The sequence below is a fragment of the Acinetobacter sp. 129952 genome, from assembly GCF_056642055.1.
Genome location: NZ_JBWVSU010000006.1, coordinates 199,003 through 223,168 on the forward strand (window position 1 = coordinate 199,003; position 24,166 = coordinate 223,168).

The 24,166-nt window shown below is 44.3% G+C and carries 19 protein-coding genes and 2 pseudogenes; 8 read left to right on the forward strand and 13 right to left on the reverse strand.

What is annotated here, in order from left to right:
• The first annotated feature begins 4 nt into the window (after positions 1-4).
• A complete protein-coding gene (locus AC1IR0_RS09020) occupies positions 5-889 on the forward strand; it encodes a LysR family transcriptional regulator (protein WP_180087019.1) in 885 nt (294 codons plus the stop codon).
• A 171-nt stretch (positions 890-1,060) separates the two neighbouring features.
• Positions 1,061-1,738 carry a type 1 glutamine amidotransferase domain-containing protein gene (locus tag AC1IR0_RS09025; protein ID WP_479741322.1) on the forward strand — a complete coding sequence of 226 codons (678 nt, stop codon included), beginning with the start codon at positions 1,061-1,063 and terminating at the stop codon, positions 1,736-1,738.
• Between the two features lie 110 nt (positions 1,739-1,848).
• On the opposite strand, the pseudogene AC1IR0_RS09030 reads toward AC1IR0_RS09025, so the two are convergent.
• Positions 1,849-2,700 (reverse strand): annotated as a pseudogene (locus AC1IR0_RS09030) (AMP-binding protein); the annotation flags it as partial.
• Between the two features lie 2 nt (positions 2,701-2,702).
• Between AC1IR0_RS09030 and AC1IR0_RS09035 the strand changes: the two are divergent.
• Positions 2,703-2,864 (forward strand): annotated as a pseudogene (locus AC1IR0_RS09035) (MarR family transcriptional regulator); the annotation flags it as partial.
• 74 nt (positions 2,865-2,938) lie between these two features.
• On the opposite strand, the gene AC1IR0_RS09040 reads toward AC1IR0_RS09035, so the two are convergent.
• Entirely contained in the window at positions 2,939-4,210 is a 1,272-nt protein-coding gene (locus AC1IR0_RS09040; protein ID WP_409654036.1) for an MFS transporter, read from the reverse strand.
• 358 nt (positions 4,211-4,568) lie between these two features.
• Here AC1IR0_RS09040 and AC1IR0_RS09045 point away from each other — a divergent pair, with 358 nt between their 5' ends.
• Positions 4,569-5,792, forward strand: a complete 1,224-nt coding sequence (locus tag AC1IR0_RS09045) for a CaiB/BaiF CoA transferase family protein (protein WP_213687266.1) — start codon at positions 4,569-4,571, stop codon at positions 5,790-5,792.
• 70 nt (positions 5,793-5,862) lie between these two features.
• Here the strand turns inward: AC1IR0_RS09045 and AC1IR0_RS09050 are convergent, their stop codons facing one another.
• The 8 genes from AC1IR0_RS09050 to AC1IR0_RS09085 form a co-directional block, all read right to left on the reverse strand.
• The gene (locus AC1IR0_RS09050) at positions 5,863-7,545 is read right to left on the reverse strand and encodes an AMP-binding protein (protein WP_409654032.1); all 1,683 of its coding nucleotides are present in this window, start codon (positions 7,543-7,545) and stop codon (positions 5,863-5,865) included.
• 76 nt (positions 7,546-7,621) lie between these two features.
• On the reverse strand, positions 7,622-9,118 hold the full coding sequence (locus tag AC1IR0_RS09055) for a flavin-containing monooxygenase (RefSeq protein WP_180191015.1): 1,497 nt from the start codon (positions 9,116-9,118) through the stop codon (positions 7,622-7,624).
• 12 nt (positions 9,119-9,130) lie between these two features.
• Positions 9,131-9,970: an alpha/beta fold hydrolase gene (locus tag AC1IR0_RS09060; protein ID WP_409654029.1), complete on the reverse strand. Its 840-nt coding sequence runs from the start codon at positions 9,968-9,970 to the stop codon at positions 9,131-9,133.
• A 129-nt stretch (positions 9,971-10,099) separates the two neighbouring features.
• On the reverse strand, positions 10,100-11,902 hold the full coding sequence (locus tag AC1IR0_RS09065) for an acyl-CoA dehydrogenase C-terminal domain-containing protein (RefSeq protein ID WP_409654026.1): 1,803 nt from the start codon (positions 11,900-11,902) through the stop codon (positions 10,100-10,102).
• A 209-nt stretch (positions 11,903-12,111) separates the two neighbouring features.
• Entirely contained in the window at positions 12,112-13,092 is a 981-nt protein-coding gene (locus AC1IR0_RS09070) for an NAD(P)H-dependent flavin oxidoreductase (protein ID WP_409654023.1), read from the reverse strand.
• Between the two features lie 11 nt (positions 13,093-13,103).
• On the reverse strand, positions 13,104-13,892 hold the full coding sequence (locus tag AC1IR0_RS09075; RefSeq protein ID WP_409654132.1) for an enoyl-CoA hydratase-related protein: 789 nt from the start codon (positions 13,890-13,892) through the stop codon (positions 13,104-13,106).
• A gap of 37 nt (positions 13,893-13,929) precedes the next feature.
• Positions 13,930-14,853: a 2-hydroxyacid dehydrogenase gene (locus tag AC1IR0_RS09080; protein ID WP_374952795.1), complete on the reverse strand. Its 924-nt coding sequence runs from the start codon at positions 14,851-14,853 to the stop codon at positions 13,930-13,932.
• Positions 14,850-15,605, reverse strand: a complete 756-nt coding sequence (locus tag AC1IR0_RS09085) for a class II aldolase/adducin family protein (protein WP_148334787.1) — start codon at positions 15,603-15,605, stop codon at positions 14,850-14,852. Before AC1IR0_RS09085 ends, AC1IR0_RS09080 begins: the two co-directional genes overlap by 4 nt.
• A 110-nt stretch (positions 15,606-15,715) precedes the next feature.
• On the opposite strand from AC1IR0_RS09085, the gene AC1IR0_RS09090 reads away from it, so the two are divergent.
• Positions 15,716-16,153, forward strand: coding sequence for a PaaI family thioesterase (locus tag AC1IR0_RS09090; protein ID WP_103800035.1), 438 nt, complete (start codon positions 15,716-15,718; stop codon positions 16,151-16,153).
• 120 nt (positions 16,154-16,273) lie between these two features.
• Here AC1IR0_RS09090 and AC1IR0_RS09095 read toward each other — a convergent pair whose 3' ends face one another.
• Genes AC1IR0_RS09095 through AC1IR0_RS09105 form a run of 3 tightly spaced genes read right to left on the reverse strand, consistent with a single transcriptional unit; the run spans position 16,274 to position 19,807 of the window.
• Positions 16,274-17,485: a 3-oxoadipyl-CoA thiolase gene (locus AC1IR0_RS09095; RefSeq protein WP_004646962.1), complete on the reverse strand. Its 1,212-nt coding sequence runs from the start codon at positions 17,483-17,485 to the stop codon at positions 16,274-16,276.
• Positions 17,486-17,510: 25 nt separating this feature from the next.
• Complete coding sequence (locus AC1IR0_RS09100) at positions 17,511-19,031, reverse strand: 3-hydroxyacyl-CoA dehydrogenase (protein WP_409654016.1); 1,521 nt, start codon at positions 19,029-19,031, stop codon at positions 17,511-17,513.
• Between the two features lie 2 nt (positions 19,032-19,033).
• Positions 19,034-19,807, reverse strand: coding sequence for an enoyl-CoA hydratase (locus AC1IR0_RS09105; protein WP_121979790.1), 774 nt, complete (start codon positions 19,805-19,807; stop codon positions 19,034-19,036).
• Positions 19,808-20,259: 452 nt separating this feature from the next.
• Between AC1IR0_RS09105 and AC1IR0_RS09110 the strand changes: the two genes are divergently transcribed.
• The 3 genes from AC1IR0_RS09110 to AC1IR0_RS09120 all read left to right on the forward strand — a co-directional run bounded on the left by AC1IR0_RS09110 (position 20,260) and on the right by AC1IR0_RS09120 (position 24,158).
• Positions 20,260-21,558, forward strand: a complete 1,299-nt coding sequence (locus tag AC1IR0_RS09110; protein WP_004730974.1) for an MFS transporter — start codon at positions 20,260-20,262, stop codon at positions 21,556-21,558.
• A 117-nt stretch (positions 21,559-21,675) separates the two neighbouring features.
• A complete protein-coding gene (locus tag AC1IR0_RS09115) occupies positions 21,676-22,941 on the forward strand; it encodes a DcaP family trimeric outer membrane transporter (RefSeq protein WP_479741323.1) in 1,266 nt (421 codons plus the stop codon).
• A gap of 17 nt (positions 22,942-22,958) precedes the next feature.
• Entirely contained in the window at positions 22,959-24,158 is a 1,200-nt protein-coding gene (locus AC1IR0_RS09120) for an MFS transporter (RefSeq protein ID WP_409654009.1), read from the forward strand.
• Positions 24,159-24,166 lie beyond the last annotated feature (8 nt).

The window sequence follows — 24,166 nt, forward strand, 5'->3', positions numbered from 1 at the left end:
AAAAATGAAAGTAGATTGGGATCATTTACGCTTTTTTTTAGTTTTGGCGCGTGCTAAAACACTCACCAACGCAGCACGCTTAATCGGGGTTGAACATAGCACCGTAGCGCGGCGGATTCAGGCCCTGGAAAGTACTTTAGGTACGCAACTGTTTAAGCGCGAAGCCACCGGTTATGAACTAACCTCGGAAGGTCTGGCACTGGTGCCGCGTGTGGAACAGATGGAACAGTCCTTTATCCAGATTGACAAGCGCCATGATCCCTTGCAAGGTCGGGTCCGGATTGGTGCGCCAGAAGGTTTTGGCACGGCATTTTTAGCTCGTCTTTTGGCAGAATTTTCCCAGCATTATCCTTTGCTGACCATTGACCTGATTCCGGTACCGAAAGCGATCAAACTTTCACATCGAGAAGCCGATATTGTGATCGCGATTGACCGGCCCAAATCTGGTCCGTATATCATTACTCGTTTGTCTAATTACTGTTTAAAGCTATATGGCAGCCAGCATTATTTACAGCAAAATCCGGAAATTAAAAAACTGGAAGACCTCCAGCAGCACCGTTTTGTCGATTATATTGATGATCTGGTCTATAGCACTGCACTATATTCGCTAGAGCGTCTTCCCTTGCAGGTCAGTGCCTGTTTTCGCAGTAACAGCATTCTGGCGCAGGAAATTGCCGTGCGTGCAGGTGCTGGACTGGCCATTTTGCCGAAATTTCTGGTCAATGATAAAAATGAACTGAAAGAGGTGCTGGGTCAGCAGCTCAGTTTTACCCACACTTTCTGGATGCTGACGCTGGTCGATCTGCAACATGAACCAAAAATTAAACTGGTCTGGGATTTCTTGCGTAAACAAGCCGATCTTCAGCAAGACCTGTTAATGGGCAGATGAATATTGAACACACTGTTCACTTTGCAAGGCTACGTACTTTAGTTAAATCAACTGAAACAACAACGTATCGATACAGCAAATGAACGTATCACAACATTCCTGACGCTCATGACTTGTTAAATTAACAGTCGATCATTCGCGATGTTTTTTAATGAGCTACAGGAAAATAATATGAAAATCTTGATGGTACTGACTTCACATGACCAGCTGGGCGATACTGGCAAAAAAACTGGCTTCTGGTTGGAAGAGCTAGCTGCGCCTTATTACACCTTTGTCGATGCAGGCGCAGAGGTAGTTTTGGCTTCTCCTGCAGGTGGTCAGCCACCATTAGATCCAAAAAGTAATGAGCCGGATGCGCAAACCGAAACCACCAAACGCTTTGAAGCAGATGAGGTGGCCATGCAGGCTCTTGCCAATACACATAAGTTGAGTGAAGTCTTAAATCAGGATTTTGATGCCGTGTTCTATCCGGGTGGTCACGGTCCATTATGGGATCTAGCCAAAGACCAGAATTCTATTTCTTTAATTGAGCAGACTTTACAGGCAGATAAACCTGTTGCGCTGGTCTGTCATGCACCGGGTGTACTTCGTGAAGTCAAAGATGCCGAAGGCCGTTCTATTGTAGAAGGCAAGACAGTCACCGGTTTTACTAATACCGAAGAAGACGGCGTAGGCCTAACCGATGTTGTCCCATTTCTAGTGGAAGACATGCTGAAAGAAAAAGGTGGGAAATATTCCAAAACTGAGGACTGGCAGGTATACGTGCAACAAGATGGTCTGCTCATTACTGGACAAAACCCCGCCTCTTCTGCTGCAACGGCTGAAGCTTTATTAAAATTATTAAAGTAGAAGTTAATCTAAAATTCGTATTAACCTTTTAGATCGCTTCTTTTTGAATAAGAAAAACCCTGAATGATGCAAGATTATTCAGGGTTTAATTTATCTATTTATTCCCAGATTTAGTTCGCTTCAACTGCCGTTGAGGCAATATGCTGAGCCAGTAATTCTCTGAGTTTAAACTTCTGGATTTTTCCCGATGGGGTCATCGGAATATCCTCCCAGATTTCCAGGCGTTCCGGAAGATACTGCATAGCCAGATTATGAGTTTTCAGGAAATCTACCAGCTCATTAAAACTTAACGGCTTTGTCTGATCTTTCAGCTTGATGATTGCACAGGAACGCTCGCCCATTCGCTCATCTGCATAAGCCACTAAAGCTACTGTGGCGATATTCGGATGCTTATAAAGTAGTGATTCAATTTCCGCGACCGGAATATTTTCTCCACCACAAATAATCACATCCTTCTTACGTCCGCAAATCCGAATATAGCCATGCTCGTCCTGATAGGCAATATCGCCAGTATCAAACCAGCCTTCGGCATCCGTATCATTCAAATGTGGACGTTTTAAATAACCGCCAAAATTTGAACAGGTGCGGATCATCAAACGCCCGGATTCATTCACGGCTTTGGTCTGACCTTTTTTATTCACGATCTTGATTTCAACACTAGGTAAAGCGATGCCATCCGTATTGAAAGAGTGTTCATCCTCATCTTCAGGTCGGGTCAGCGTCACTGCACCACATTCGGTCATACCCCAAGCGGATATGACTTTAACGCCCAGAATTTCCCGGGCTTTTTGTACCAATGGCCCCGGAATGGGTGCACCAGCACACAGGAAAATTTTTAGTGAATCAACCTTGTCATGCTGTTCCGCCACGGTATTGGACAGGTCATTCAGGAATGGGGTCGAGGCCATGGTGAAATTCACCTGATGCTGATGAATTAGATCCACTGCTTTGGCTACATCCCAGCTTGGAAACATGGGACAACTTGCAAGCTGATTTCTTTGATTTTTATGGTCAGGCCTTAAATAAGCTGGCTTTTGATGATGTGGTTACCCTAATTCATCTGCTCAATAAAGTAAATGATGGTTTAAAAAGTATTCATCTGCATAAAGAAACGGATCAGGAATAAACAAATAGAAATATAGCTTTAATTGAAGAATATAAAAAAGAGCCTGAATTCAGGCTCTTTTTTATAAATTGAAATTATGCCTTTTGTGGATCGTATTGACGGTCTTTAATGAATATCCCGGACACTGCACCACACAAGAAATAGGCACCGCCCATAATCAGGAAGCCTAATCCAATTGAACCACCACTCGCTGCTGCGCCAATAATCGCAGGTGCAAACATGGCCCCAATACGACCTGCATTATAAGCACCACCGACTGCTGTACCACGGATCGATGTCGCAAAGCTTTCCGTCATATAAGTGGCATTAATCGCATATGGAATACCATACAGGAATCCAAAGAAAATCAGCAGATAGGCAATGTTATCTGGTGTATTGAATAGCACAATCACGGGCAGGAAAATCGCCGTTCCAATTGCTCCAAACGAAAAGACAGCGCGTCTACCCAGACGGTCTGCAGCAAAGCCCGCCAGAATTTTTCCGAAAATCATGGCTACATAGGTACCAATCATATAGCCGGCCATAGATTTAAAATTCATGTGCAATTCAGATTCCAGATATGCCGGCATCCAGTTGTTTACCCCATAGTAGCCAAATTGCAGAAAACCGGCCGTAAAGATCCACAAAATAAACATTCTGCGATTCGCAGGATCCGCGAAAATCTCTTTGACTGTGCTTTTTTTGGCGGGTTGCTGTGCTGTGATTTCAGCTGGGGCATATAGACGCTGCAAACGTGCACGCTGCCAGGATTCTGGCTCAGGAACCAGTTTCTGGATAAAAATCGCCATAACCGAGGGAATAATGGCAATAAAAAACAGGGTTCGCCAGCCATATTCTGGAATGATCCAGCCTGCCAGTACAGTGGCCACAATATAACCGACGGTCCATCCTGCCTGTAAGGTACCTAAAACCGTGGTGCGATATTCAGTTGGAACATATTCAGCCATGAGCGTATTGGCTGCAATATATAAAGAGCCAATACCGAAAGCAGACAGAAAGCGTAAAACAGCAAATTGTTCAAAGTTTTGTGCAAAACCTAAGGCTGCGGTCAATATGGAAAATACCAGAATCGAAATGACTACGGTACGTACACGGCCCAGACGGTCACAGGCCCAGCCACCTATAAAGCCACCAATCGCCATACCTGCCAAGGTAAAACTGCCCAGTGCACCAGCCTGTAAATTACTTAAGCCAAATTCTGCTTTCAGACTGTTTAAGCTGAAAGACAGCAGCAACATGTCCGCGCCATCCACCAGTAAAGCCAGAAAGGCGAAAATAAAAGCAATTTGCTGGGTTCGTTTGGTCGTCGGTTTAATCTTTTCTAATTCTCTCGCTAAATCCGTCATATTTAAATCTCTGTTTTCCTATCCTTAGGTTTTCATGATCTTTTTATATTTAAAGCTATTCCGCTAATGAATATGCTTTAAGGCTAATCCGTGTTTAATTCACCTGATTGACTCCTTTTTTAATCCTGTATGGGAGATCCCTTTTTCCTTTTTATCAGTGACCTCTTGTTCCTCATTCATGCTTATATTTGCATCAGGCTAAAGAAAATAAGATGAATATTCAATCATTTTGGATGTTTTATTTTGTTATACGAAATTTATTATCATAAAGTTGATTGTTCTTTCATTTTCCTATAGCTTTAAAAAGAGGGATAAGAACGATATGTCATTTGAATAAGATCGAACAGGGAGCGCAATAATGGGTGCCTTAACAGGATTTCGTGTACTGGATTTAAGCCGGATTTTGGCTGGGCCCTGGTGTAGCCAGATTCTGGCTGATCTGGGTGCAGAAGTGATCAAGATTGAAAAACCGGATCATGGGGATGATACCCGTATCTGGGGACCACCCTGGCTTAAAAACAATCAGCAGCAAGATACCCATGAATCGGCTTATTACCTGTCAGCCAACCGTGGCAAGCATTCGGTTGCAATCGATTTATCTACACCTGAAGGTCAAAGTATTATCAAAAAACTTGCTGAACAGAGTGATGTAGTCATTGAAAACTATAAAGCCGGTTCGTTGAAACGATATGGGCTGGATTATGAAAGTCTGAGCCAGCTAAATCCGCGACTGGTATATTGTTCCATTACCGGTTTTGGCCAGAACGGTCCGCGTGCGCAAGAGCCGGGCTATGATTTTATCGTTCAGGGAATGGGTGGCATGATGAGTGTCACTGGCGAACGTGATGACCTGCCCGGTGGTGGCCCACAAAAAGCGGGTCTGGCCTTTGCCGATTTGACCACCGGCTTATATGCCGCAATTGCCATTCAGGCGGCTTTGTTGTCCCGTGAGAAAACCGGTGAAGGTCAGTATATTGATATGGCGCTGCTAGATACCCAGGTTGCTTCCCTATCCGTTCTGGCCATGAATTATCTCACCTCAGGCAAAGTACCCGGTCGCTTTGGAAATGCGCATGCCAATATTGTGCCCTATCAGGTGTTTAAAGCCCAGGAAGGTGAATTTATTATCGCCTGTGGTAATGATCTGCAATTTCAAGCTTTGTGTCAGGCCGTTGGTCTGGCTAAGGTGGCAGAAGATCCTCGCTTCTTAAAAAATTCTGGACGTGTTACACATCGTGAAGAATTGACCACAGTTCTACAGGCTCATTTCTATACTAGACCGGCAAAAACCTGGGTGGATTTAATCCATGCGGTTAAAGTGCCGGTAGGAATGATCAATGACCTGAAACAGACTTTGCAAGAAGAACAGGTATTGGCACGCGATATGGTGATTCAGATGCCGCATACCTTACGTGAAGATTACACCTCAATCGGTTCACCGATTAAACTCTCCAAGACACCGGTAGAATATAAAAAGGCCCCACCTTGTCTGGGTGAAGATACTGATGCCATTTTGAGTCAATATTTAAGTTCTGCTGAAATAGAAGAACTAAAAAGCAAAAAAGTTATCCAGCAGCGATAAGCCTGCAAGCAGTAAAAAAGGAATCTTGCGATTCCTTTTTTATTTTAAAGATAATGGATTAGATCATTCCTTAACAGGCCTTAGCGCTGGGCTGAACAGTACGAGGCAGTTCACGACGCAGAATTTTGCCTACTGCAGACTTTGGTAGTTCGGACACAAATTCAATGTATTTCGGCAATTTATAACTGGTCAGTTGCTGCTTCAGATAAGTCATGATTTCATCTTGGGTTAGAGTTTCATCCTGTTTCACAATAAATGCCTTGGGTACCTGTCCAGATTTTTCATCATCAATACCAATCACTGCACATTCCAGTATTTTAGGATGTTTGGACAGCACGCCTTCCAGCTCATTGGGATAAACATTAAATCCGGAGACCAGAATCATGTCTTTTTTGCGGTCCAGAATGGTGATATAGCCTTGTTCGTCCATACAACCGATATCACCTGTCAGGAAGAATCCATCTTTGGTAAATACCTGTGCTGTTGCTTCGGGTTGCTGCCAGTATCCTTTCATTACCTGTGGACCACGTATGGCTATTTCTCCAGCCTGATTAAGCTCTACAGGTTTTCCTTCATCATTCAGAATCAGAATTTCAGTCCCTGCCAATGGCAAGCCAATCGTGCCACTAAATCGCCGGCTTAAAGGCGGGTTAAAAGTTGCAGTTGGTGAGGTTTCAGAAAGTCCGTAGCCTTCATAAATCTGGCAGCCTGTGACCTCATACCATAAATTTGCCGTATTTTTTAAAATCGATGCTCCCCCGCCAGTTGTAGTTTTCAGGTTTGAATGATCCAGTTCACGAAAACGTGGATGATGTCCCAGTGCATTAAACATGGTATTCACCCCAGGAAAAACAGTGGGTGGATGTTTCTGGTATTGATCCGCCAAAGCATCCAGATCTCTCGGATTTGGAATCAGAACATTGGCGAAACCACGGCTTAAACCATAACTGAACAGGCAGATGGTAAATCCATAAATGTGATACAGCGGCAAGGCACAGAATACATATTCATTTTCAGTGGCATAGCGGTCACCAAAATGGCTGATAAATACGGTACTGTTCTGGGCGATATTAAATAAAATATTGCGATGGCTCAGTTCTGCACCTTTAGAAACACCTGTGGTACCTCCCGTGTATTGCAGAATGACCGTATCTTCCTGATGCTGTACAGGTGTTTTGAAATCAATAATTTCTACCTGATTTATTGCCTGCCTAAAGTCAAAGAACTGTTTATCCGGATATTGTGTTGCCTGACTATAAATAGCACTTTGCTGCTCTTGAATAAAATCCGGCGAATGCGTCGAAATAACATATTTGAGTTGAGGACATTCCTCTAATGCTGTTAATTGCTCCAAAGTCTGCCCAAGGATAATCAAGGCTTCTGCACCTGAATCCTGTAGCTGATGATAGAGCTCGCGCTGGGTGTACATGGGGTTGACATTGACCAGCACATAACCGGCCCGAATAATGGCAAAGGTAGCGATTGGATATTGAATAATATTCGGTAACATCACCGCAATACGGCTGCCAGCAGTCAGCCCAAGACTCTGTAAATAGCTAGCCAGTTTCTGGCTATACACATCGATATCGTGATAGCTGAATTTGCGATCTAGATAGATAAATGCGGTTTTATCCTGAAATTTTACCAAATTCTCAGCAATTATCGTGCTCAGGGTTTTCTCAGGATCTGGCCGGGTAAACTCCGGATTGATATTCCACTTTTTATATTCTTCCATCCATGGCTGACTGCTCATGACTATACTCCTGTCCTGGATTTACAATTATTTTGTATTATTTAAACCATAAGATTTTGATTTTAATTAAATATTTTTACACCACTTTCTGCTGTCTCGATTCAACATACTGGTAGTGATAACCGCTACGAATAAAATGCTGATTTTTATCCCTAAATGAATGAGCATAATCCGGCCAGACCAAAGTCAGCTTGCGACTGACCGGGTCCAGATACCAGCTTTTACAGCTTTCCGATAACCAGACACTACCTTGCGAAAGCTGCTGTAGCTCCTGCATATAGCTATTTTCAGCTTCTTGATCTGCTTCAAAGACCTGAATCTGTTCCTGCTCAAAAAACTGCAAGGCATCCAGCACCAGATCAAACTGGGTTTCCAGAAAATAAAGTGCTGAATTATGTCCACTGCCTGTATTTGGCCCATTCAGGATGAACAGGTTTGGAAAGTTGTGTACGGTCGTTGACTGATAACCCTGCATACCGCTGGACCATTGCTGCTCCAGGCTTAAACCCTGTTTACCCACCACCTTTGCGGCATAGGGTGGACGTGCCGCTTCAAATCCTGTCGCAAATACAATGATATCTGCAGAAAATTTATTTCCAGCCTGGCTTAATACACCGTCTTTCATAACTTCTGCCAATGCTGAGTCTTCAAGTGTGACATTTGGTTTTAGAAAAGTCGGATAATAATCATTAGAAAGCAATAAGCGCTTACAACCAGGTTCATAATTCGGCGTAAGTTTGCGCTGTAATTCAGGATCTGAAATCTGATGTTTTAAGAATTGCAGGCAGTTTTTCTTGACCCGCTCAATCTGGCTTTTCAGATTACGGCGCTGGGCAAAATTGTATTCATTGCCCCAGAACAAGGAATGTCTGAGGGCCGACATACTGTCCGGATCTTTGCGGAAAAGCTGTTTTTCTGACTCAGAATAAGCTCGGTCTGGTCGGGGCAAAATATATGGCGCACTACGTTGCAAGACGGTCAGGCTTTTGGCTGTTTTGGAAATTTCCGGCACAAGCTGGATGGCAGAAGCACCAGAACCCACCACAACGACATGTTGATTTTCCAGATTCAGCTCGTGGTTCCAGCGCGCGGAATGCATCACTTGGCCTTCAAATTCTTCCAGCCCCGGAATTTTCGGGAGATGCTCATCTGCCAGATGCCCGGTTGCGGTAATTAAAATCTCAGCCTGATACAGACCTATAGAGGTGTGAATTTCCCAGATGCGTTCTCGTGCATTCCAGCTGGCCTTTTCCAGTTGGGTATGAAAATTAATATGGGGCCGGATATTTTCCTGATCACAGCATTGAATTAAATAGCGCTGAATTTCTACCCCTTGTGGAAAGACACGCGACCAGTTGGGATTTTTAATAAACGAGAAAGAATATAAATGGGAAGGTACATCACAGGCGACTCCGGGATAGGTATTGTCACGCCAAGTACCGCCCACTTCTGCTGCACGTTCAATGATTTTAAAATCGTGGATGCCCTGCTGTTTAAGGCGGATTGCCATTCCCAAACCACCAAAACCGCTGCCTACAATTAGAATCTTGCTGCGCTGTCCTTTAGCTTGCATTATTTATCTCCTTTAAGGCATATAAGGCTGGATTTTTTGATTGGCCGGATACTGCTGTGGATGCTGGCTAAACTGATTCACCAGTTGCACCACTTCTGCCGGCGCTTCGATATAGAGCGCATGTCCTGAAGAAATTTCGATATAGCGACTGTTCGAAATTGAAGCAAACAGCAGTTTTGCTTGGGCTACAGGCACCATACGGTCTTCACGACAGGCAACGACTAGAGTTTCTGCACAGATGTCAGACAAAGCTGATGTAATATCAATGTGATAATTCAGTTCGCGCTGTTTGGCTGCATCTTGGGAAGGTTTAACAAAACGTGCCAGATCCAACACCTGCTGTTCACTTCGTGCAGACAGATAATCATCGCTATACAGGCAATAATTGACAAAATGAGGCAAGGCCGCAGATTGTTCATTAAATAACTGTTGCCAGATAGTCGTCCGTAGTTGCTGTACCGAGCTGGTTTTGGTCCAACCAGCCAACAGAATCAAACGAGCCACACGCTGTTTTAAACTGGCTGCTACTTGTGCAGCAACCACGGCACCGAGTGAATAGCCTACCACTGTAATGATTTCATCTTCTGCAACTGCATGCTGAATCAGTGCTTCAACCTGCTGGCTAAAATCGGTCACCGCCAGATCAGCTTTATCGGGGGTATGTAAATCAATGGATAAAACCCGCTGATGAATACCCAGCATCGGAAAAATATAGCTGAAATGCTTGTCGGTATTTCCACCGGTGCCATGAATCAAAATAATAGTGGGAAATGCAGAGCGCTGTCCGACTTCATGAAAAGTAAGCTCCCGATCAGTATAAGGAAACTGTCGAGTAATCATGTCTAAATCCATATAGACTCCTGATCTTGTTGTTTTATGGTTTATTCAATACCAAAGAATAACTCTCAATATTTGAATGGGATTAGGATGCAAAAATTATTAAAAAAAGACCCACGACACGAGTATCGTGGGTCAAAAGCTTTAATCGAATTTAAACTCTTCAGGTTCAAGTAAAAACAGGCTTTCACCACCCGCTTGAATATTGGCAAGGTGGGTTGAAGTTCTTGGCAAAATACGTGCAAAGAAGAATTGTGCCGTTTTGATCTTGGCTGCATAGAAGGGATCAGTATTGCCTTCTTCAATTTTCTGCTGTGCCGTAATCGCCATTTTCAGCCACAAATAAGCGGACACGACATAACCAGAGAAATATAGGTAGTCAACTGATGCTGCCCCAATTTGATTGGCAGACTGTTGAGCCTGTTCCTGAATGGTTTTAGTTAATTCCAGCCATTGTTCAGTCAACTGGCTGACTTGTGCAACTTGCTGGCTCAACTGGACATCTTGCTGATGTTCTTTTACAAAGCCCTGAATTTCATCGGTTAATGCGGTCAGCAGACCCAGCTTTGAGCCCAGCACTTTACGTGCCAGCAAGTCAATGGACTGAATTTCAGTGGTTCCTTCGTAGAGGCTGGCAATACGTGCATCACGGGCAATCTGTTCCATGCCATGTTCAGCAATATAACCGTGACCACCGAAAACCTGCATACCATGTTTAGCCGCTTCTATGCCGGTTTCAGTCATTAATGCTTTGGCAATAGGGGTTAATAATGCTAGACGGTCTTCAGCTGCTTTCTTTTCTTCCGGGCTGTCAGTGGCTTCAGCGATATCGGCATAGGTCGCCAGATAATATGCAAGTGCACGTGAACCTTCTGCAAACACCTTTTGAGTCAGCAGCATATTGCGTACTGCCGGATGCACGATAATCGGATCTGCAGGCTGGTTTGGCGCTTTCGCACCTTCCAGTGAACGCATGGCCAGACGGTCTTTGGCATAAGCCAATGCACCCTGATAAGAAGATTCTGCTGCTGCCAAGCCTTGAATGGCTGTACCGATACGTGCCGAGTTCATAAAGGTAAACATGCAGTTCAGGCCGCGATTTTCAGGCCCAATCAGGAAACCTTTGGCATTATCAAAATTCAGCACACAGGTCGCGTTACCGTGAATGCCCATCTTGTGTTCAATGGCACTACACACTACGCCATTACGGGAAGCCACATTACCAGCTTCATCCAGATTGTATTTCGGAACAATAAACAGCGAAATACCTTTGGTTCCCGCAGGCGCATCCGGTAAACGTGCCAGTACGATATGCACGATATTTTCAGCCAGGTCATGTTCACCGGCTGAGATAAAGATTTTCTCGCCACTGAGGCTGTAACTGCCGTCCTCATTTGGCACAGCTTTGGTACGGATCAGCCCCAGATCAGAACCGGCATGAGATTCAGTCAAGCACATGGTTCCAGTCCAGCGACCTGCAATTAAAGGTACCAGGAATTTCTGTTTTTGTTCATCACTCCCGTGGTGCTCTAAAGTACGCATGGCACCATGTGACAGACCTGGGTACATCCCCCACGACCAGTTGGTTGCAGTAATAATTTCAGAAATAGCAATCCGGTATAAAGTTGGGAAGCCCTGACCGCCATATTGTTCATCACCGGTTAAAGAGGTAAAGCCGAGTTCTACATATTTGTCATAAGCTGCTTTAAACCCATCTGGAGTAGTTACGATGCCATCCTGCAAACGGCAACCCTGCTGGTCGCCTGTCGCATTAATCGGTAGAAGTTCGTTTTGGCAAAAGTCCGCAGCGACTTCCAGATATTGCTCCATAATATCCATAGAAACCTTGTCTGCGAATTTTGCATAGCCCTGATATTTCTGTTCAACGTTTAACAGGTCTTTCAGGACAAACTTCATGTCTTTTAATGGCGCAATATAATTTCTCATCGTAATTCCCTTGTATGAGTTCTAATTTGTATATTTATGACAATTAATTTCATAATACGAAATTATGTTTTAAATCCACTATAATATAATTTAAAGAATAAAATCTAGTCATTCGATGAAATTTCCCATTTAAAAATAAAAAATCTTCAGGATGAAAAAAAGCCATTCATGACGGAATGACTTTTTTGTTTGATCGTCAATGAAATGGTTCAACGAGCCAAGAAATGAGTCAGACGTTGATGAATAATTTGCTCTGCATCTTGCATGATATTTTCGATCAGCGCCTGACAAGTCGGAATGTCATGAATCAATCCCATCACTTGACCTGCAGTCAGAACTCCCGCATCCACATCGCCATTTTCTAAAGCGAGCTTGCCTTTTAAACCGCTGACATAGGGACGAATCTGTTCAAATTGCAGATTTGGATCTTCACTCATTTTAACGACTAGATCAGATACTGCATTTTTGGCAACACGGGCGGTATTTCGGAACTGTCGATACAAAAGATGTGTCGCCCTTTCATCATTATCGACATAAAACTGTTTGATGTTTGGATGGATCGGGGCTTCCTGAGTGGCACAAAAGCGTGTACCCATATTGATGCCTTCGGCACCCAAAGCCAAAGCTGCGACCAGACCACGACCATCAGCAAAACCGCCACTGGCCACAATCGGCACAGTGAGCTGATCTGCTGCCGCAGGAATTAAAATCATGCCAGGAATATCGTCTTCACCCGGATGGCCCGCACATTCAAAACCATCAATCGAAATAACATCTGCGCCAATTCTTTGTGCTGAAAGCGCATGACGGACGGAAGTACATTTATGAATGACAATAATGCCGTGTTGCTTAAACGCCTCAATATGTTCATGAGGCTTGTTGCCTGCTGTTTCTACGATCTTGATACCGCTTTCAATGATTGCCTGTCGGTATTCTGCATATGGCGGCGGATTCACAGCGGGCAATAAAGTCAGATTGACTGCAAAAGGCTGATCGGTCATTTCTCGGCAGCGTGCAATTTCCTTGACCAGGGCTTCAGGCGTCGGTTGAGTCAATGCCGTTAATGTTCCCAAGCCACCTGCATTAGATACGGCACTGGCCATTTCTGCGGTACCGACCCACATCATGCCGCCCTGAATAATTGGATAGCGAATGCCTAAAAGCTCGGTAATACGGGTCTTAATTTTCATAAATGCTCTCCTTAGCATCCGGTAAATTGTGCAGGGCGTTTTTCGACAAAAGCCTGGACACCTTCTTTATAGTCCTGACTGCTCAGAGCCAGATATTGCAGGTTTTGTTCCAGCTCCAGTTGCTGGTCTATGTTATTTTCAGCACTGCGTTGCAAGGCCTGTTTGGTTAAAGCGAGCGCATAAGTCGGCTGTTGAGATAATCGCTGTGCAATGTCGTCGATATAAGCATCAAATTCTGTATCTGGAAGCATTTTCCAGATCATGCCCATTTCGGCGGCCTCTTTGGCATGCACCGGTTCGCCCAGAAAAGTGAGTGCCATGGCACGTGCATAACCGATTAAACGTGGCAACATCCAGGTGCCACCGGCATCAGGAATCAAGCCAATTTTAGAAAAAGCCTGAATAAATCGGGCACTTTCCTTGGCAATGACCAGATCACAGGCCAGTGCGATATTGGCACCTGCACCGGCAGCCACACCATTCACTGCTGCAATCACCGGTTTGGGACTCTGGCGGATCAGGTTAATCAAGGGATTATAGTATTTGGCCAGCGAGCCTTGCGGTGGCAAAGGCACATTGCCGAGCTGTCCAGCACGTTCTTTTAAATCCTGTCCTGCTGAAAACGCCCGGCCATTACCGCGAATCACAATCACCCGAATATCCGGATCTTTATTCCAGTTTTTCAGCACCTGCTGCACTTCCTCATGCATTTGCCGGTTAAAACTGTTGAGTGAATCCGGGCGGTTAAAGCTTAAGGTCGCGACGCCTTGCTGAACCTGAGTTTGAATCGTTTTCCACATCATTAATTTCCTTATTTTTTTGCCTGTATCCCTACACTTAATAGCCCTTATTGACATCTACCTGATGGCACAAATCCAGCCCGAGATTTAAGCGTCGGTCATTTTCCAGAATCTGTTCCACCACCACAGACATAGGCGCATGTGAGGCGACATGTGGTGTAACTACGATCTTTTCATGCTGCCAGAATGGATGTTCAGCAGCTAATGGCTCCTGTTCAAATACGTCGACAATTGCGCCACGGAGATGACCTGAATCCAGTGCATTGAGTAGATCCTGCTCGATTAAATGCTGCCCACGACCCACCTGAATAAGAGCAGCGTGTTCAGGTAACTGTTGAAATAATTCAGCAGAAAGAATACCGGTGTTTTCTTCAGTGAGTGGCAGCAGATTAATCAATATCTGGCTGTGGGCCAGGAACTCGGAAAGCTGTTCTTGGCCTACATAGCTTTTCACCTGAGCAATCTCTTTTGGGGAATTGGACCATCCAGACACCTGATAGCCCATGTCGGCAAAACGTTTTGCCACATAACCGCCCATATGGCCAAGGCCCATAATCCCGATCTGGATATGATGACTATAACTTTGACGATACTGTTTCCATAACTGCTGCTTTTGCTGCTGGATCATGCGGTCAAAATAACGCTGAAAATACAGCACACCCCAAAGCAGATAATCAAACATGCCCTTTTGATGATGTGGATCCAGTACCCGGCAGACTGACTGGTCAGATCTAATCTCGTTTAAATTTAAATGTTCGACTCCTGCAGCAATCGAATGAATTAGACCAAGTTCTGGAAGTTGCCAGAGTTTTTCCAGATCTGGAAACCACGAAGCTGCTGTGGTCGCCTGTTCAGCTTCCGGGCTGTCCAGTGTACAAAAACTACCCTCAGGCGCATATTTCTGAAAAGACTTCACCAGAATGACTTCAATATTCGGCACAGTACTGGATATTACAATCATGATGCATACTCCGTATATTGATGCTCAATCAAGGATAACGCAGCCTGCCAGGCACGCTGTAAAATCGGTTCAACCAAAGGACTGGCGAACTGCTTGGCGGTTTTAATTCGGACTTCTTCTGCTGGATAATGCAGTTCGGCACCGCCACTTAAGGCTTTCACCTGTGCCTGACAGGCACGCTCAAGGAAATAGATTTCATGAAAGGCCCGTGCAATGGTTTCGCCAGCTGTTAAAAGTCCGTGATTGCGTAAAATCATGGCGCGATGGCCGCCTAGGTCCTGAATCAGGCGTTCCTGCTCATCTGTTGAGAGTGCCACGCCTTCATATTCGTGATAGGCCACCTGCTGATAAAATTTCAGCGCATGCTGGGAAATGGGAAGAAGTCCGTGTTTCTGTGCAGACACTGCTATGCCGTCTGCGGTATGCGTATGAATGACACAGTTCAGATGAGCATGTGCTTCATGAATTGCGGAGTGGATGACGAAGCCAGCCATATTCACTGGCTTGTCCTGTTCATAGCTTTCTACGACCTGCCCTTCATGATTAATCTTGACCAGCGTTGAGGCACACATTTTTTCAAAAGCGACACCATACTGATTAATCAGAAAACAGTCAGGCTGATCAGGGACTCTTAAACTGATATGGGTATCAATTAAATCAGTCATCCGGTAATGCGCAATAATGCGATAAAGCGCTGCGAGTTCACAACGTGCCTGCCATTCAGCATCTGTGACGAGATTTTTTATTGTCATCGTTCCATCCTGGAAAAATATAGCATTTCGATCACTATCTGTTATATCATAATTTTAGAAAAACAGAATATTATTTCATAAAGCGAAATAAATCATTACAAGGAGTTGATATGCCCACATCACAATTAAACGGACTCGAATATCTAACCGCAATTAAGAATGGGGAAATTTCCAGTTCAGCCATGAGTGAAATTATTCCCATGCGTCTGATCTTGGTGCGCGAAAACTATGTGGAATATGAGGTGCGTCCTGATCAGCGCCATTATAATTTACAGGGTGGTATTCATGGCGGCTTTTGTGCAACGGTTCTAGATAGTGCCACTGGCGCTGCCGTGCATACGACAGTAGATGCAGGTGTCAGTTTCTCGACTATTGACCTGAATGTAAAAATGCTGAAAGCGATGAAAAGCGGCGAAACCTATACAGCTATTGGTGAAGTCATCCGGATCGGGCGTAATGTACTGACCTCAGAAGGCCGAATTATCGATAAAGAAGGTAAAGTTTATGCTTTTGGTTCAGCGACTTTATTAGTCACTGCCCGTAAGTAAATCATTACAGTGATGTAATCAATCCCTGCATGTGCAGGGATTTTTATTTTGAAAGAAGAATCCCAATAAAGAATGCCATGCATATCATAGATACATGGCATTAAGACTATGACTAAACTGTTATGCAGCTTCAGGGTTTTCAATCACCATCGCCAAGCCTTGACCCAGACCGATACACAGACTAATCACGGCATATTTTTTACCGGTACGCTGTAACTGACGTGCAACGGTTAAAGCCAAACGCGCACCCGAACAGCCCAGTGGATGACCAATGGCAATCGCACCACCATTTGGATTGACACGCGGATCATCCAAAGCGACATCCAGACCTTTCAGGCAAGATAATACCTGACTGGCAAAGGCTTCATTAATCTCGATGATATCCATATCGTCTAGCGTCAAACCCGCACGCTGTACTGCCTTTTTAATCGCTTCAATTGGGCCTGCTCCCATGATGCGTGGCTCAATGCCAGCGGCTGCAGAAGACAGAATACGAGCTAAAGGTTTTAAGCCATACTGTTCCTGCACTTTTTCACTGCCGATAATCAGTGCTGCAGCGCCGTCATTGATTCCTGATGCATTACCTGCTGTTACTACACCACCTTCAAATAGCGGTTTTAACTTGGATAAAGCTTCAAATGTTGAAGAAGCACGTGGATGCTCATCCTCAGTAATTTGTTTAGGCGGCAATTTGCGTCCTTGAGAAACTTCAATCGGGGTAATTTCACCTTCAAAGAAACCTGCTTCTTTCGCTGCCTGATATTTTGCCTGTGATGCAGCAGCAAAGGTATCAGCCTGTTCACGGCTAATACCAAATTCTTCAGCCACGTTATCACCTGTTTCAGGCATACTGTGCGCGCCAAACTGATCCGTAAATTTACGGTTCGGGAAACGGGTACCAATCGTGGTGTCATAAATTTTGGCATCACGTGAATAAGCACTTTCTGCTTTGCCCATCACAAAAGGCGCGCGGGTCATACTTTCTACGCCACCGGCAATGTACAACTCGCCTTCACCTGCAGTAATGGCACGTGCCGAATCAATCACAGCACCGAGACCTGATGCACATAAGCGGTTTACCGTCTGACCTGGAACTGTTACCGGCATACCTGCTAACAATGCTGCAAAACGTGCCACATTACGGCTGTCTTCACCGGCCTGGTTGGTGCTACCAAAGATTACATCTTCTACATCTGCTGCCGGGATACCGGTTTTTTCCAGCAGGTTTTTAATGACTGTTGCTGCCAGATCATCTGGACGTACGCTTGCCAGACTGCCTGCATGGCGACCGATTGGCGAACGTAAACCATCATAAATATATGCATTTAACATGAGTGTTATTCCTTTAACTTTCTAATTAATGTGTTGTATGAACAAGTGGTAGACCAAGCTGAACGCGGCGACGCAACCAAGGACTTGGACGGTAACGCTGGTCACGGGTAATCGCAGTCATACGATCCAGAATTTTTAGAATTTTTTCAGCTCCCAGCACATCCCCCCATTCAATTGGACCATATGGATAGCCAAGGCCTAATTTCACCGCGATGTTGATATCTTCTACCGTTGCAACGCCTTGCTGGGCAATATCACAGCCGAGATTCACAATCATTGCCAAAGCACGTTGAGCCACAAAGCCTACGCTTTCCTGAATTACGCTGGCGGTCACACCATCCAGATTGAAAATCGATTGGGCTGCTTTTACCAGCTCAGGTTGGGTGATAAAAGTTGGCATCAAGGTACGGTGTTTGTTCAGACCATATAGCAGATCGATACACACCACTTGCTGAGGTGCCAGCTGATAACGGACAGCGGCTGAAGTTGCATCTTCACCATAAGTGGCAATCAGGATTAAAGCCTCTGCTGAAGGTGTCTCAGTTTGCTCAATCTGGATATTGAACTGCTGCAGATATTGCTCAAGTGCCTGACGGTCTTCGTCATATTCGGTGCCTAGCCAGACTGATGGATATTGACTTAACTTTTCAACCAATGCTGGAGCAACATCACCTTCTTTGCTACCCGAAGTGTAATCATAGAAACCTTTACCGGTTTTACGACCTAACTGCTTGGCAATAAAACGCTGACGGGTAATCACGCTTGGACGGTAACGTGCTTCTTCATAATACTGATGATAAATCGATTCACTCACCGGGTGCGAGACATCCATACCGGTCAGATCACCTAATTCAAACGGCCCCATTTTGAAACCGATTCCGTCACGGTAGATCCTGTCAATATCATAAAATGGTGTGACATTTTCATTCAGAATTGCATAGGCTTCGCTACCAAAGGCACGGCCGGCATGGTTAATGATAAATCCTGGAGTATCTTTAGCTTTGACCGGACGATGACCCATTTTTGTAGAGAGCTGGGTTAATGCTTCAACAATATCTGCACGGGTATTAAAGCCTTCAATCACTTCGACTACTTTCATGAGTGGGACCGGATTAAAGAAGTGATAACCGGCAACACGCTCTGGCTGACTGCAATTGGCAGCAATTGCACTGATCGACAGCGAAGACGTATTAGATGCCAGAATCGCTTCTGGTTTTATAATTCCTTCAAGCTGCTGCATCAGTTTTTGCTTGATTTCCAGATTTTCAATAATCGCTTCAACAATCAAGTCACAATCTTTCAAGTCTTCTAGCTGCTGGGCAGTCGATAGATGAGCAATATCTTCAGCGGCTTTTTCATGGCTGAATTTTCCTTTATCTGCCAAGGTATTTAATGTTTTGGCCAGTTTGTCCTGTGCCTGTTCGGCTGCCCCTTCTTTGGCATCAAACAGTATCACATCATGACCAGACTGAATCGCGATCTGGGCAATACCTGCACCCATCGTGCCTACACCAATAATGCCGATTTTCTGAATCCGAATACTCATGCTTATCGTCCCTGATAATTTGGTTTACGTTTTTCGATAAAGGCCTGCATACCTTCTTTTTGATCTTCGGATGAGAACAGCATCTGGAAAGACTTACGTTCCAGGGTAAGTCCGGCATTAAGCGGCACATCTTCAGCCAATAAAGCCACTTCCTTGATTTGCTCCAAAGCAATTGGCGGCATTTTCGCTAGGCCTTCCGCCATCTTGATAGCTGTAGCAAGGGTTTCACTGTCTTCAGTCACCTGGGACACCAGACCAATTTGATAGGCTTCCGGTGCAGGTACCAGACAACCGGTCATGATCATGCGCATCGCATGGAATTTACCCACGGCACGGAATAATCGCTGGGTACCACCGGCACCCGGCATGACACCCACTTTCACTTCAGGCTGACCAAACTGGGCGCTTTTCCCGGCAATAATAATATCTGCATGCATCGCCAGTTCACAGCCACCACCAAGTGCATAACCGTTTACAGCTGCAATCACCGGTTTTGAACACTGTGCAATCGCCTGCCAGTAACGTTCAGTCCGGCGCTGCATCATTTGAATGGTTTCTGCATTGGCCAGTTCTTTAAGATCGGCACCTGCTGCGAAATCTGTTTCACCACCGGTAAGAATAATGGCACGTACATTTTCATCGTCATTCAGTTGCAAAAAAGCCGCCGCAAGTTTCTGACGCACTTCTGTATTCAGGGCATTTTTCGCTTCTGGTCGATGAATTTTAACCATCGCTACATGAGTTGAGATTTGTTCTATTTGAACGACCTGTTCCATTAAAAAACTCCATTTATTTTGTATAGCGAAATTTTATTTTATATAAAACTAAGGTTTCTCAAGCTATAAATCAAGGATTTTTAACTCCAGAATTCAAAAAAGTTATTTTTTACTAAAAATAGAGTAAAAACTCTTGTTCATCTTGTTATTTTATGATTAATTGATTTCGCAATACGGAATTAAGTATTTTAAATGTAATCTGATTATTCATTTAAATGAATAATCGCCATAAGGCAGAACTTAAAATTAATTTACGAAATCAAATTTTCCAGCAATGAGATGATTTTGATTTAGCGTAAAGCGTGAAAAATCGAATGTAGCCTGATAATAAATGCAGCGGCTGTTGTATGCAGAGCAAGTCTGTTAGATCAGGAAAATGTTTCCGTGAGGAAGAAAAATGGATTTAGCGGTAGCAGAGGAAATGCTACTTTTAATATATAGAGGATATAAAAATGACAAGCGATACCATCGTAACAGGAGACAATAAAACCGATGTCTCCTCCACGGATACCATTAAACAGGCGCCAAAACGTCTATGGATGACGGCTTTTGTCTTTGCTTTTCTGATTTTGCTCTGTGACGGTGCAGATATCGGGATTCTGGCTTTCAGTCTGACCAGTCTGAAAGCTGAATGGGGACTAACTTCTGTACAGGCCGGTGCCTTGGGAAGTTATTCTCTTTTAGGAATGGGGATAGGAGGTTTTATTGGTGGATGGGCATGCGACAAATTTGGACGTGTCCGCGTCATTGTACTGGCCACCATCGCCTTCTCGATCTTGTCAGCCTACTCAGGTTTTGCTCAGTCTTATACTGAATTTGCAATTTTACGTACTCTTTCTTGCTTGGGTTTAGGCTGTTTATATATTGCCTGTAATACCTTGATGTCTGAATATGTGCCAACCAAATACCGTACCACAGTGCTGGCAACATTGATGACCGGTTTTACTCTGGGTTCTCTGGTGATTACCATGCTTTCAGGCTGGATTATTCCTGAGTTCGGCTGGCGTATGCTGTACTGGATTACCATTGCACCTTTAGCACTCGGTATCCTCATGCACTTTATGGTGCCTGAACCAGAATCGTGGAAACGTGTTCGGGAAATGAAAAGAACTGGCCAGATCGTCGATAATAATGCAAAAAAAGGCAATCCATATATCACTATTTTAAAAGATAAAACACACGGCAGAATGTTTATCTTATGGTCATTCAGCTCAGGTTTTCTCTTATTCGGTTACTTTGGAGTGAGCAACTGGCTGCCAAGTTATCTGGAAGCGGAATTAGGGATCAAATTCAAGGAAATGGCGATCTATATGATTGGTACTTTCTTGACCATGATATTCGCCAAAATCATTGCAGGTTATGTTGCTGATAAAATTGGTCGCCGTATTGTGTTTGCTTTCGGCACCATGGGAACAGCGCTATTTATCCCTGTCGTGGTGTATATGCATAATGCCGATAACATTGGCGTACTGATGCTAATCTTCGGCTTCCTGTACGGTATTCCATATGCCATCAATGCAACCTATCTAACCGAAAGTTTCCCGACTGGTGTTCGTGGTACAGCGGTGGGCGGTGCATTCAATATTGGTCGTATCGGTGCAATCTTCGCGCCAATTACGATTGGTTATCTTGCGATGCATGGTTCGATCGGTACAGGTCTGTTGGTAATGGGTGCAGCATATTTCCTATGCGGTTTGATTCCTGCCCTGTTTATTAAAGACCGTTTATACGATCCGCAAAAAGCAGAATAAACCCTACTTCGGAAGGCAGGTCAAATCGCTGCCTTCCTCACTTCAAATATTTACAACACGTCAGTATAGAAAGGTCTCCTTTCATTCAGGATTAAAAATTTCTTTAGGGATTAAGAAATGAAAAAATTAGTTTTAGCGACATTATGTGGTATTGCTTCAGCACAGGCATTTTCAGCAGAAGCTTCTGAAGACCGTATGCAATTTCTTGAGTCACAGTTAAAGCAAATCCAGGCAGAACTAGAACAACAAAAAGCCGCGCAACTTGCATTAAAGAACCAGCAGGAACAAGCCAAAGCGCAAGACTCTAAAACGCTGAGTTCAATGGTAGATAATGTCGATGTTTATGGCTTGATCCGCTTTGATGGTGCAGTCGATTTCAAAAGTACTACTGAAGCCCGTGGCCGTACCATTAACCAGATTAATAAAGTACCTTTTACTGAACCGGATTCTGTACGTTCCGATTTTACTACGGCTGCCAGCCGGATTGGTTTCCTGGCCAAAGATCTAGGAGGCAATCCGAATGTTTCTGCTCGTTTAGAAGCCGACTTCTGGACCAACAATGGTAAAGGCGATGGTGGATTACGTATCCGTCATGCACACTTAAAATACTATAACTGGACGTTTGGTCAGGCCTGGTCATTGATGTCAACACCAGAGATTAGCACTGAAGCTGTCGATTACAGCTTGTTCTTGGGTGGATCAGTCTTACGTACGCCTCAGGTGAGCTATGCTTTCAAACTTGATCCAGAAAATACCTGGAATGTCGGTCTGGAATATATGGCCGGTGGCGATCGTTCTTCTGCTTTGCCTGCATTAACCACTAAATATGTTCATCAATCAGGCCCTCTTCATTTATTAGCTCAAGGCTTTGTCAATCAAAAGCAGGCGCAAACAGATACAGGTGATATTGAAAAAGTCGGTTGGGGTGTAGGTCTTGGTGGACGTTACCGTTTTGATGATCAAAACTCGATCCAGGGGAACTATTTCCATATGGTCGGAGATCAGCGTATTGCCGCTTTCTTGACTCAAGGATCAACAACTGATGGCGCTGCCTGGGGTGGAGATTATTCGGTTAATGCAGCCAATAATGAACTTTTACTGAATGAGTTCAATAGTATAAATATTGGCTTCACGCATAAATTTACGCCGAAACTACGGAGTAGTATTAATGCCAGCATTGTTGATTTTGATGATTCCAGCGACTATGCACGCGCGAATCCTGAAACCAATAAACGTTTAACTGACTATGTGGCGAACGTGATTTATTCTCCAGTTCCAAAGGTTAATCTGGGTGCAGAATATCACCACGGCAAACGTGAAACTTTTGATAATCGAGAAGCGGATGTTTCTCGTGTGAACTTATCGGCGACTTATAGTTTCTAAAGCCTCAGGAGACAAGGATGTCAGCCCAAGGGCAAATTTCAAGAAAATTTATGTTTATGATGGCTATGACCTGCGCACTTTGCGCGGGTTGTAACTATTTTAACCAGCCCTTGATTTATTCTATTGCAGAGGATCTGCAAATTAGTATAGCTCAGTCTGGCTGGACTGTAGTACTGACCCAGATTGGCTATGCCACCGGGTTATTTTTGTTTGTCCCCTTGGGGGATTTATTCGAAAAACGGCTGTACATCTGCAGTTTAATGTTCTGTACCGGACTGGCACTTATTGGGCTTTCAGCCAGTACCAATCTGCATATGTTGTATGGCTTTACCCTGCTCGCCTCTTTTTGTTCGATTACCACCCAGATTCTGATTCCTTTTGCCGCCAGCCTGTCGCAACGTGATAAAAGTGCCGAAGTCGTTGGCCTGCTCATGAGTGGTGTTCTGGTTGGTATTCTGTTTGCCCGTACCGTGGCCGGACTGATTTCTACTTTATGGTCCTGGCATGCGGTATACCTATTTAGTGGTTGTGCAATTCTTCTGCTAAGTCTGGCCATGTGGTTCCAGTTGCCGAGCGCCAAGAGCCAGTTGCAGATGAATATATTGCAAATTTATCGCTCACTATTTACCTTTGCCCGAACAGAACCCATGCTGATCCGGCGTAGTATGATCGGAGGTTTGGGCTTTGGCATGCTGAGTATTATCTTTACTACCATGACTTTTATTCTGGCTGAAGCACCGTATCATTTTAACGATTTCCAGATTGGCCTTATGGGCATTGTGGGGGTGGTCGGCATCTGGTCCTCTCAGTGGACCGGTAAAATGATTGGCAGGCATCGGGAAAAATGGATTGCGCATCTGGCTACATGCGGACTGATTCTGGCCTGGATTCCTTTATTCTTTGCCCAGAATTATTTATGGATTTATATCCTAGGCTTAATTCTGGCTTATTTCGGAATTTCCTGTTTACATGTCTTGAACCAGAATCTGGTCTATCGAATTTCAATGCAGGCTCGCTCGCGGATTAATGCCATCTATATGACCTGTTATTTTTCTGGTGCCGGTCTGGGGGCATTTTTATCGCTGCATTTATGGAAAAGCTATGGCTGGTCTGCCTGTGTCATTTTAGGTTTTATTTTTGCCGTGTTGATTTTTGCGATTAACTATTATGATCTGAACCAAGAAAGAAATTTAGCCAATATTCAGCCTGAGCCATAAATAATGTC

What these genes read in the sequence shown, in the direction of transcription:
- AC1IR0_RS09020 (WP_180087019.1), top strand. Translation starts at nt 5, where the DNA reads ATGAAAGTAGATTGGGATCATTTACGCTTTTTTTTAGTTTTGGCGCGT.
- AC1IR0_RS09025 (WP_479741322.1), top strand. Translation starts at nt 1,061, where the DNA reads ATGAAAATCTTGATGGTACTGACTTCACATGACCAGCTGGGCGATACT.
- AC1IR0_RS09040 (WP_409654036.1), bottom strand. Translation starts at nt 4,210, where the DNA reads ATGACGGATTTAGCGAGAGAATTAGAAAAGATTAAACCGACGACCAAA.
- AC1IR0_RS09045 (WP_213687266.1), top strand. Translation starts at nt 4,569, where the DNA reads ATGGGTGCCTTAACAGGATTTCGTGTACTGGATTTAAGCCGGATTTTG.
- AC1IR0_RS09050 (WP_409654032.1), bottom strand. Translation starts at nt 7,545, where the DNA reads ATGAGCAGTCAGCCATGGATGGAAGAATATAAAAAGTGGAATATCAAT.
- AC1IR0_RS09055 (WP_180191015.1), bottom strand. Translation starts at nt 9,118, where the DNA reads ATGCAAGCTAAAGGACAGCGCAGCAAGATTCTAATTGTAGGCAGCGGT.
- AC1IR0_RS09060 (WP_409654029.1), bottom strand. Translation starts at nt 9,970, where the DNA reads ATGGATTTAGACATGATTACTCGACAGTTTCCTTATACTGATCGGGAG.
- AC1IR0_RS09065 (WP_409654026.1), bottom strand. Translation starts at nt 11,902, where the DNA reads ATGAGAAATTATATTGCGCCATTAAAAGACATGAAGTTTGTCCTGAAA.
- AC1IR0_RS09070 (WP_409654023.1), bottom strand. Translation starts at nt 13,092, where the DNA reads ATGAAAATTAAGACCCGTATTACCGAGCTTTTAGGCATTCGCTATCCA.
- AC1IR0_RS09075 (WP_409654132.1), bottom strand. Translation starts at nt 13,892, where the DNA reads ATGTGGAAAACGATTCAAACTCAGGTTCAGCAAGGCGTCGCGACCTTA.
- AC1IR0_RS09080 (WP_374952795.1), bottom strand. Translation starts at nt 14,853, where the DNA reads ATGATTGTAATATCCAGTACTGTGCCGAATATTGAAGTCATTCTGGTG.
- AC1IR0_RS09085 (WP_148334787.1), bottom strand. Translation starts at nt 15,605, where the DNA reads ATGACAATAAAAAATCTCGTCACAGATGCTGAATGGCAGGCACGTTGT.
- AC1IR0_RS09090 (WP_103800035.1), top strand. Translation starts at nt 15,716, where the DNA reads ATGCCCACATCACAATTAAACGGACTCGAATATCTAACCGCAATTAAG.
- AC1IR0_RS09095 (WP_004646962.1), bottom strand. Translation starts at nt 17,485, where the DNA reads ATGTTAAATGCATATATTTATGATGGTTTACGTTCGCCAATCGGTCGC.
- AC1IR0_RS09100 (WP_409654016.1), bottom strand. Translation starts at nt 19,031, where the DNA reads ATGAGTATTCGGATTCAGAAAATCGGCATTATTGGTGTAGGCACGATG.
- AC1IR0_RS09105 (WP_121979790.1), bottom strand. Translation starts at nt 19,807, where the DNA reads ATGGAACAGGTCGTTCAAATAGAACAAATCTCAACTCATGTAGCGATG.
- AC1IR0_RS09110 (WP_004730974.1), top strand. Translation starts at nt 20,260, where the DNA reads ATGACAAGCGATACCATCGTAACAGGAGACAATAAAACCGATGTCTCC.
- AC1IR0_RS09115 (WP_479741323.1), top strand. Translation starts at nt 21,676, where the DNA reads ATGAAAAAATTAGTTTTAGCGACATTATGTGGTATTGCTTCAGCACAG.
- AC1IR0_RS09120 (WP_409654009.1), top strand. Translation starts at nt 22,959, where the DNA reads ATGTCAGCCCAAGGGCAAATTTCAAGAAAATTTATGTTTATGATGGCT.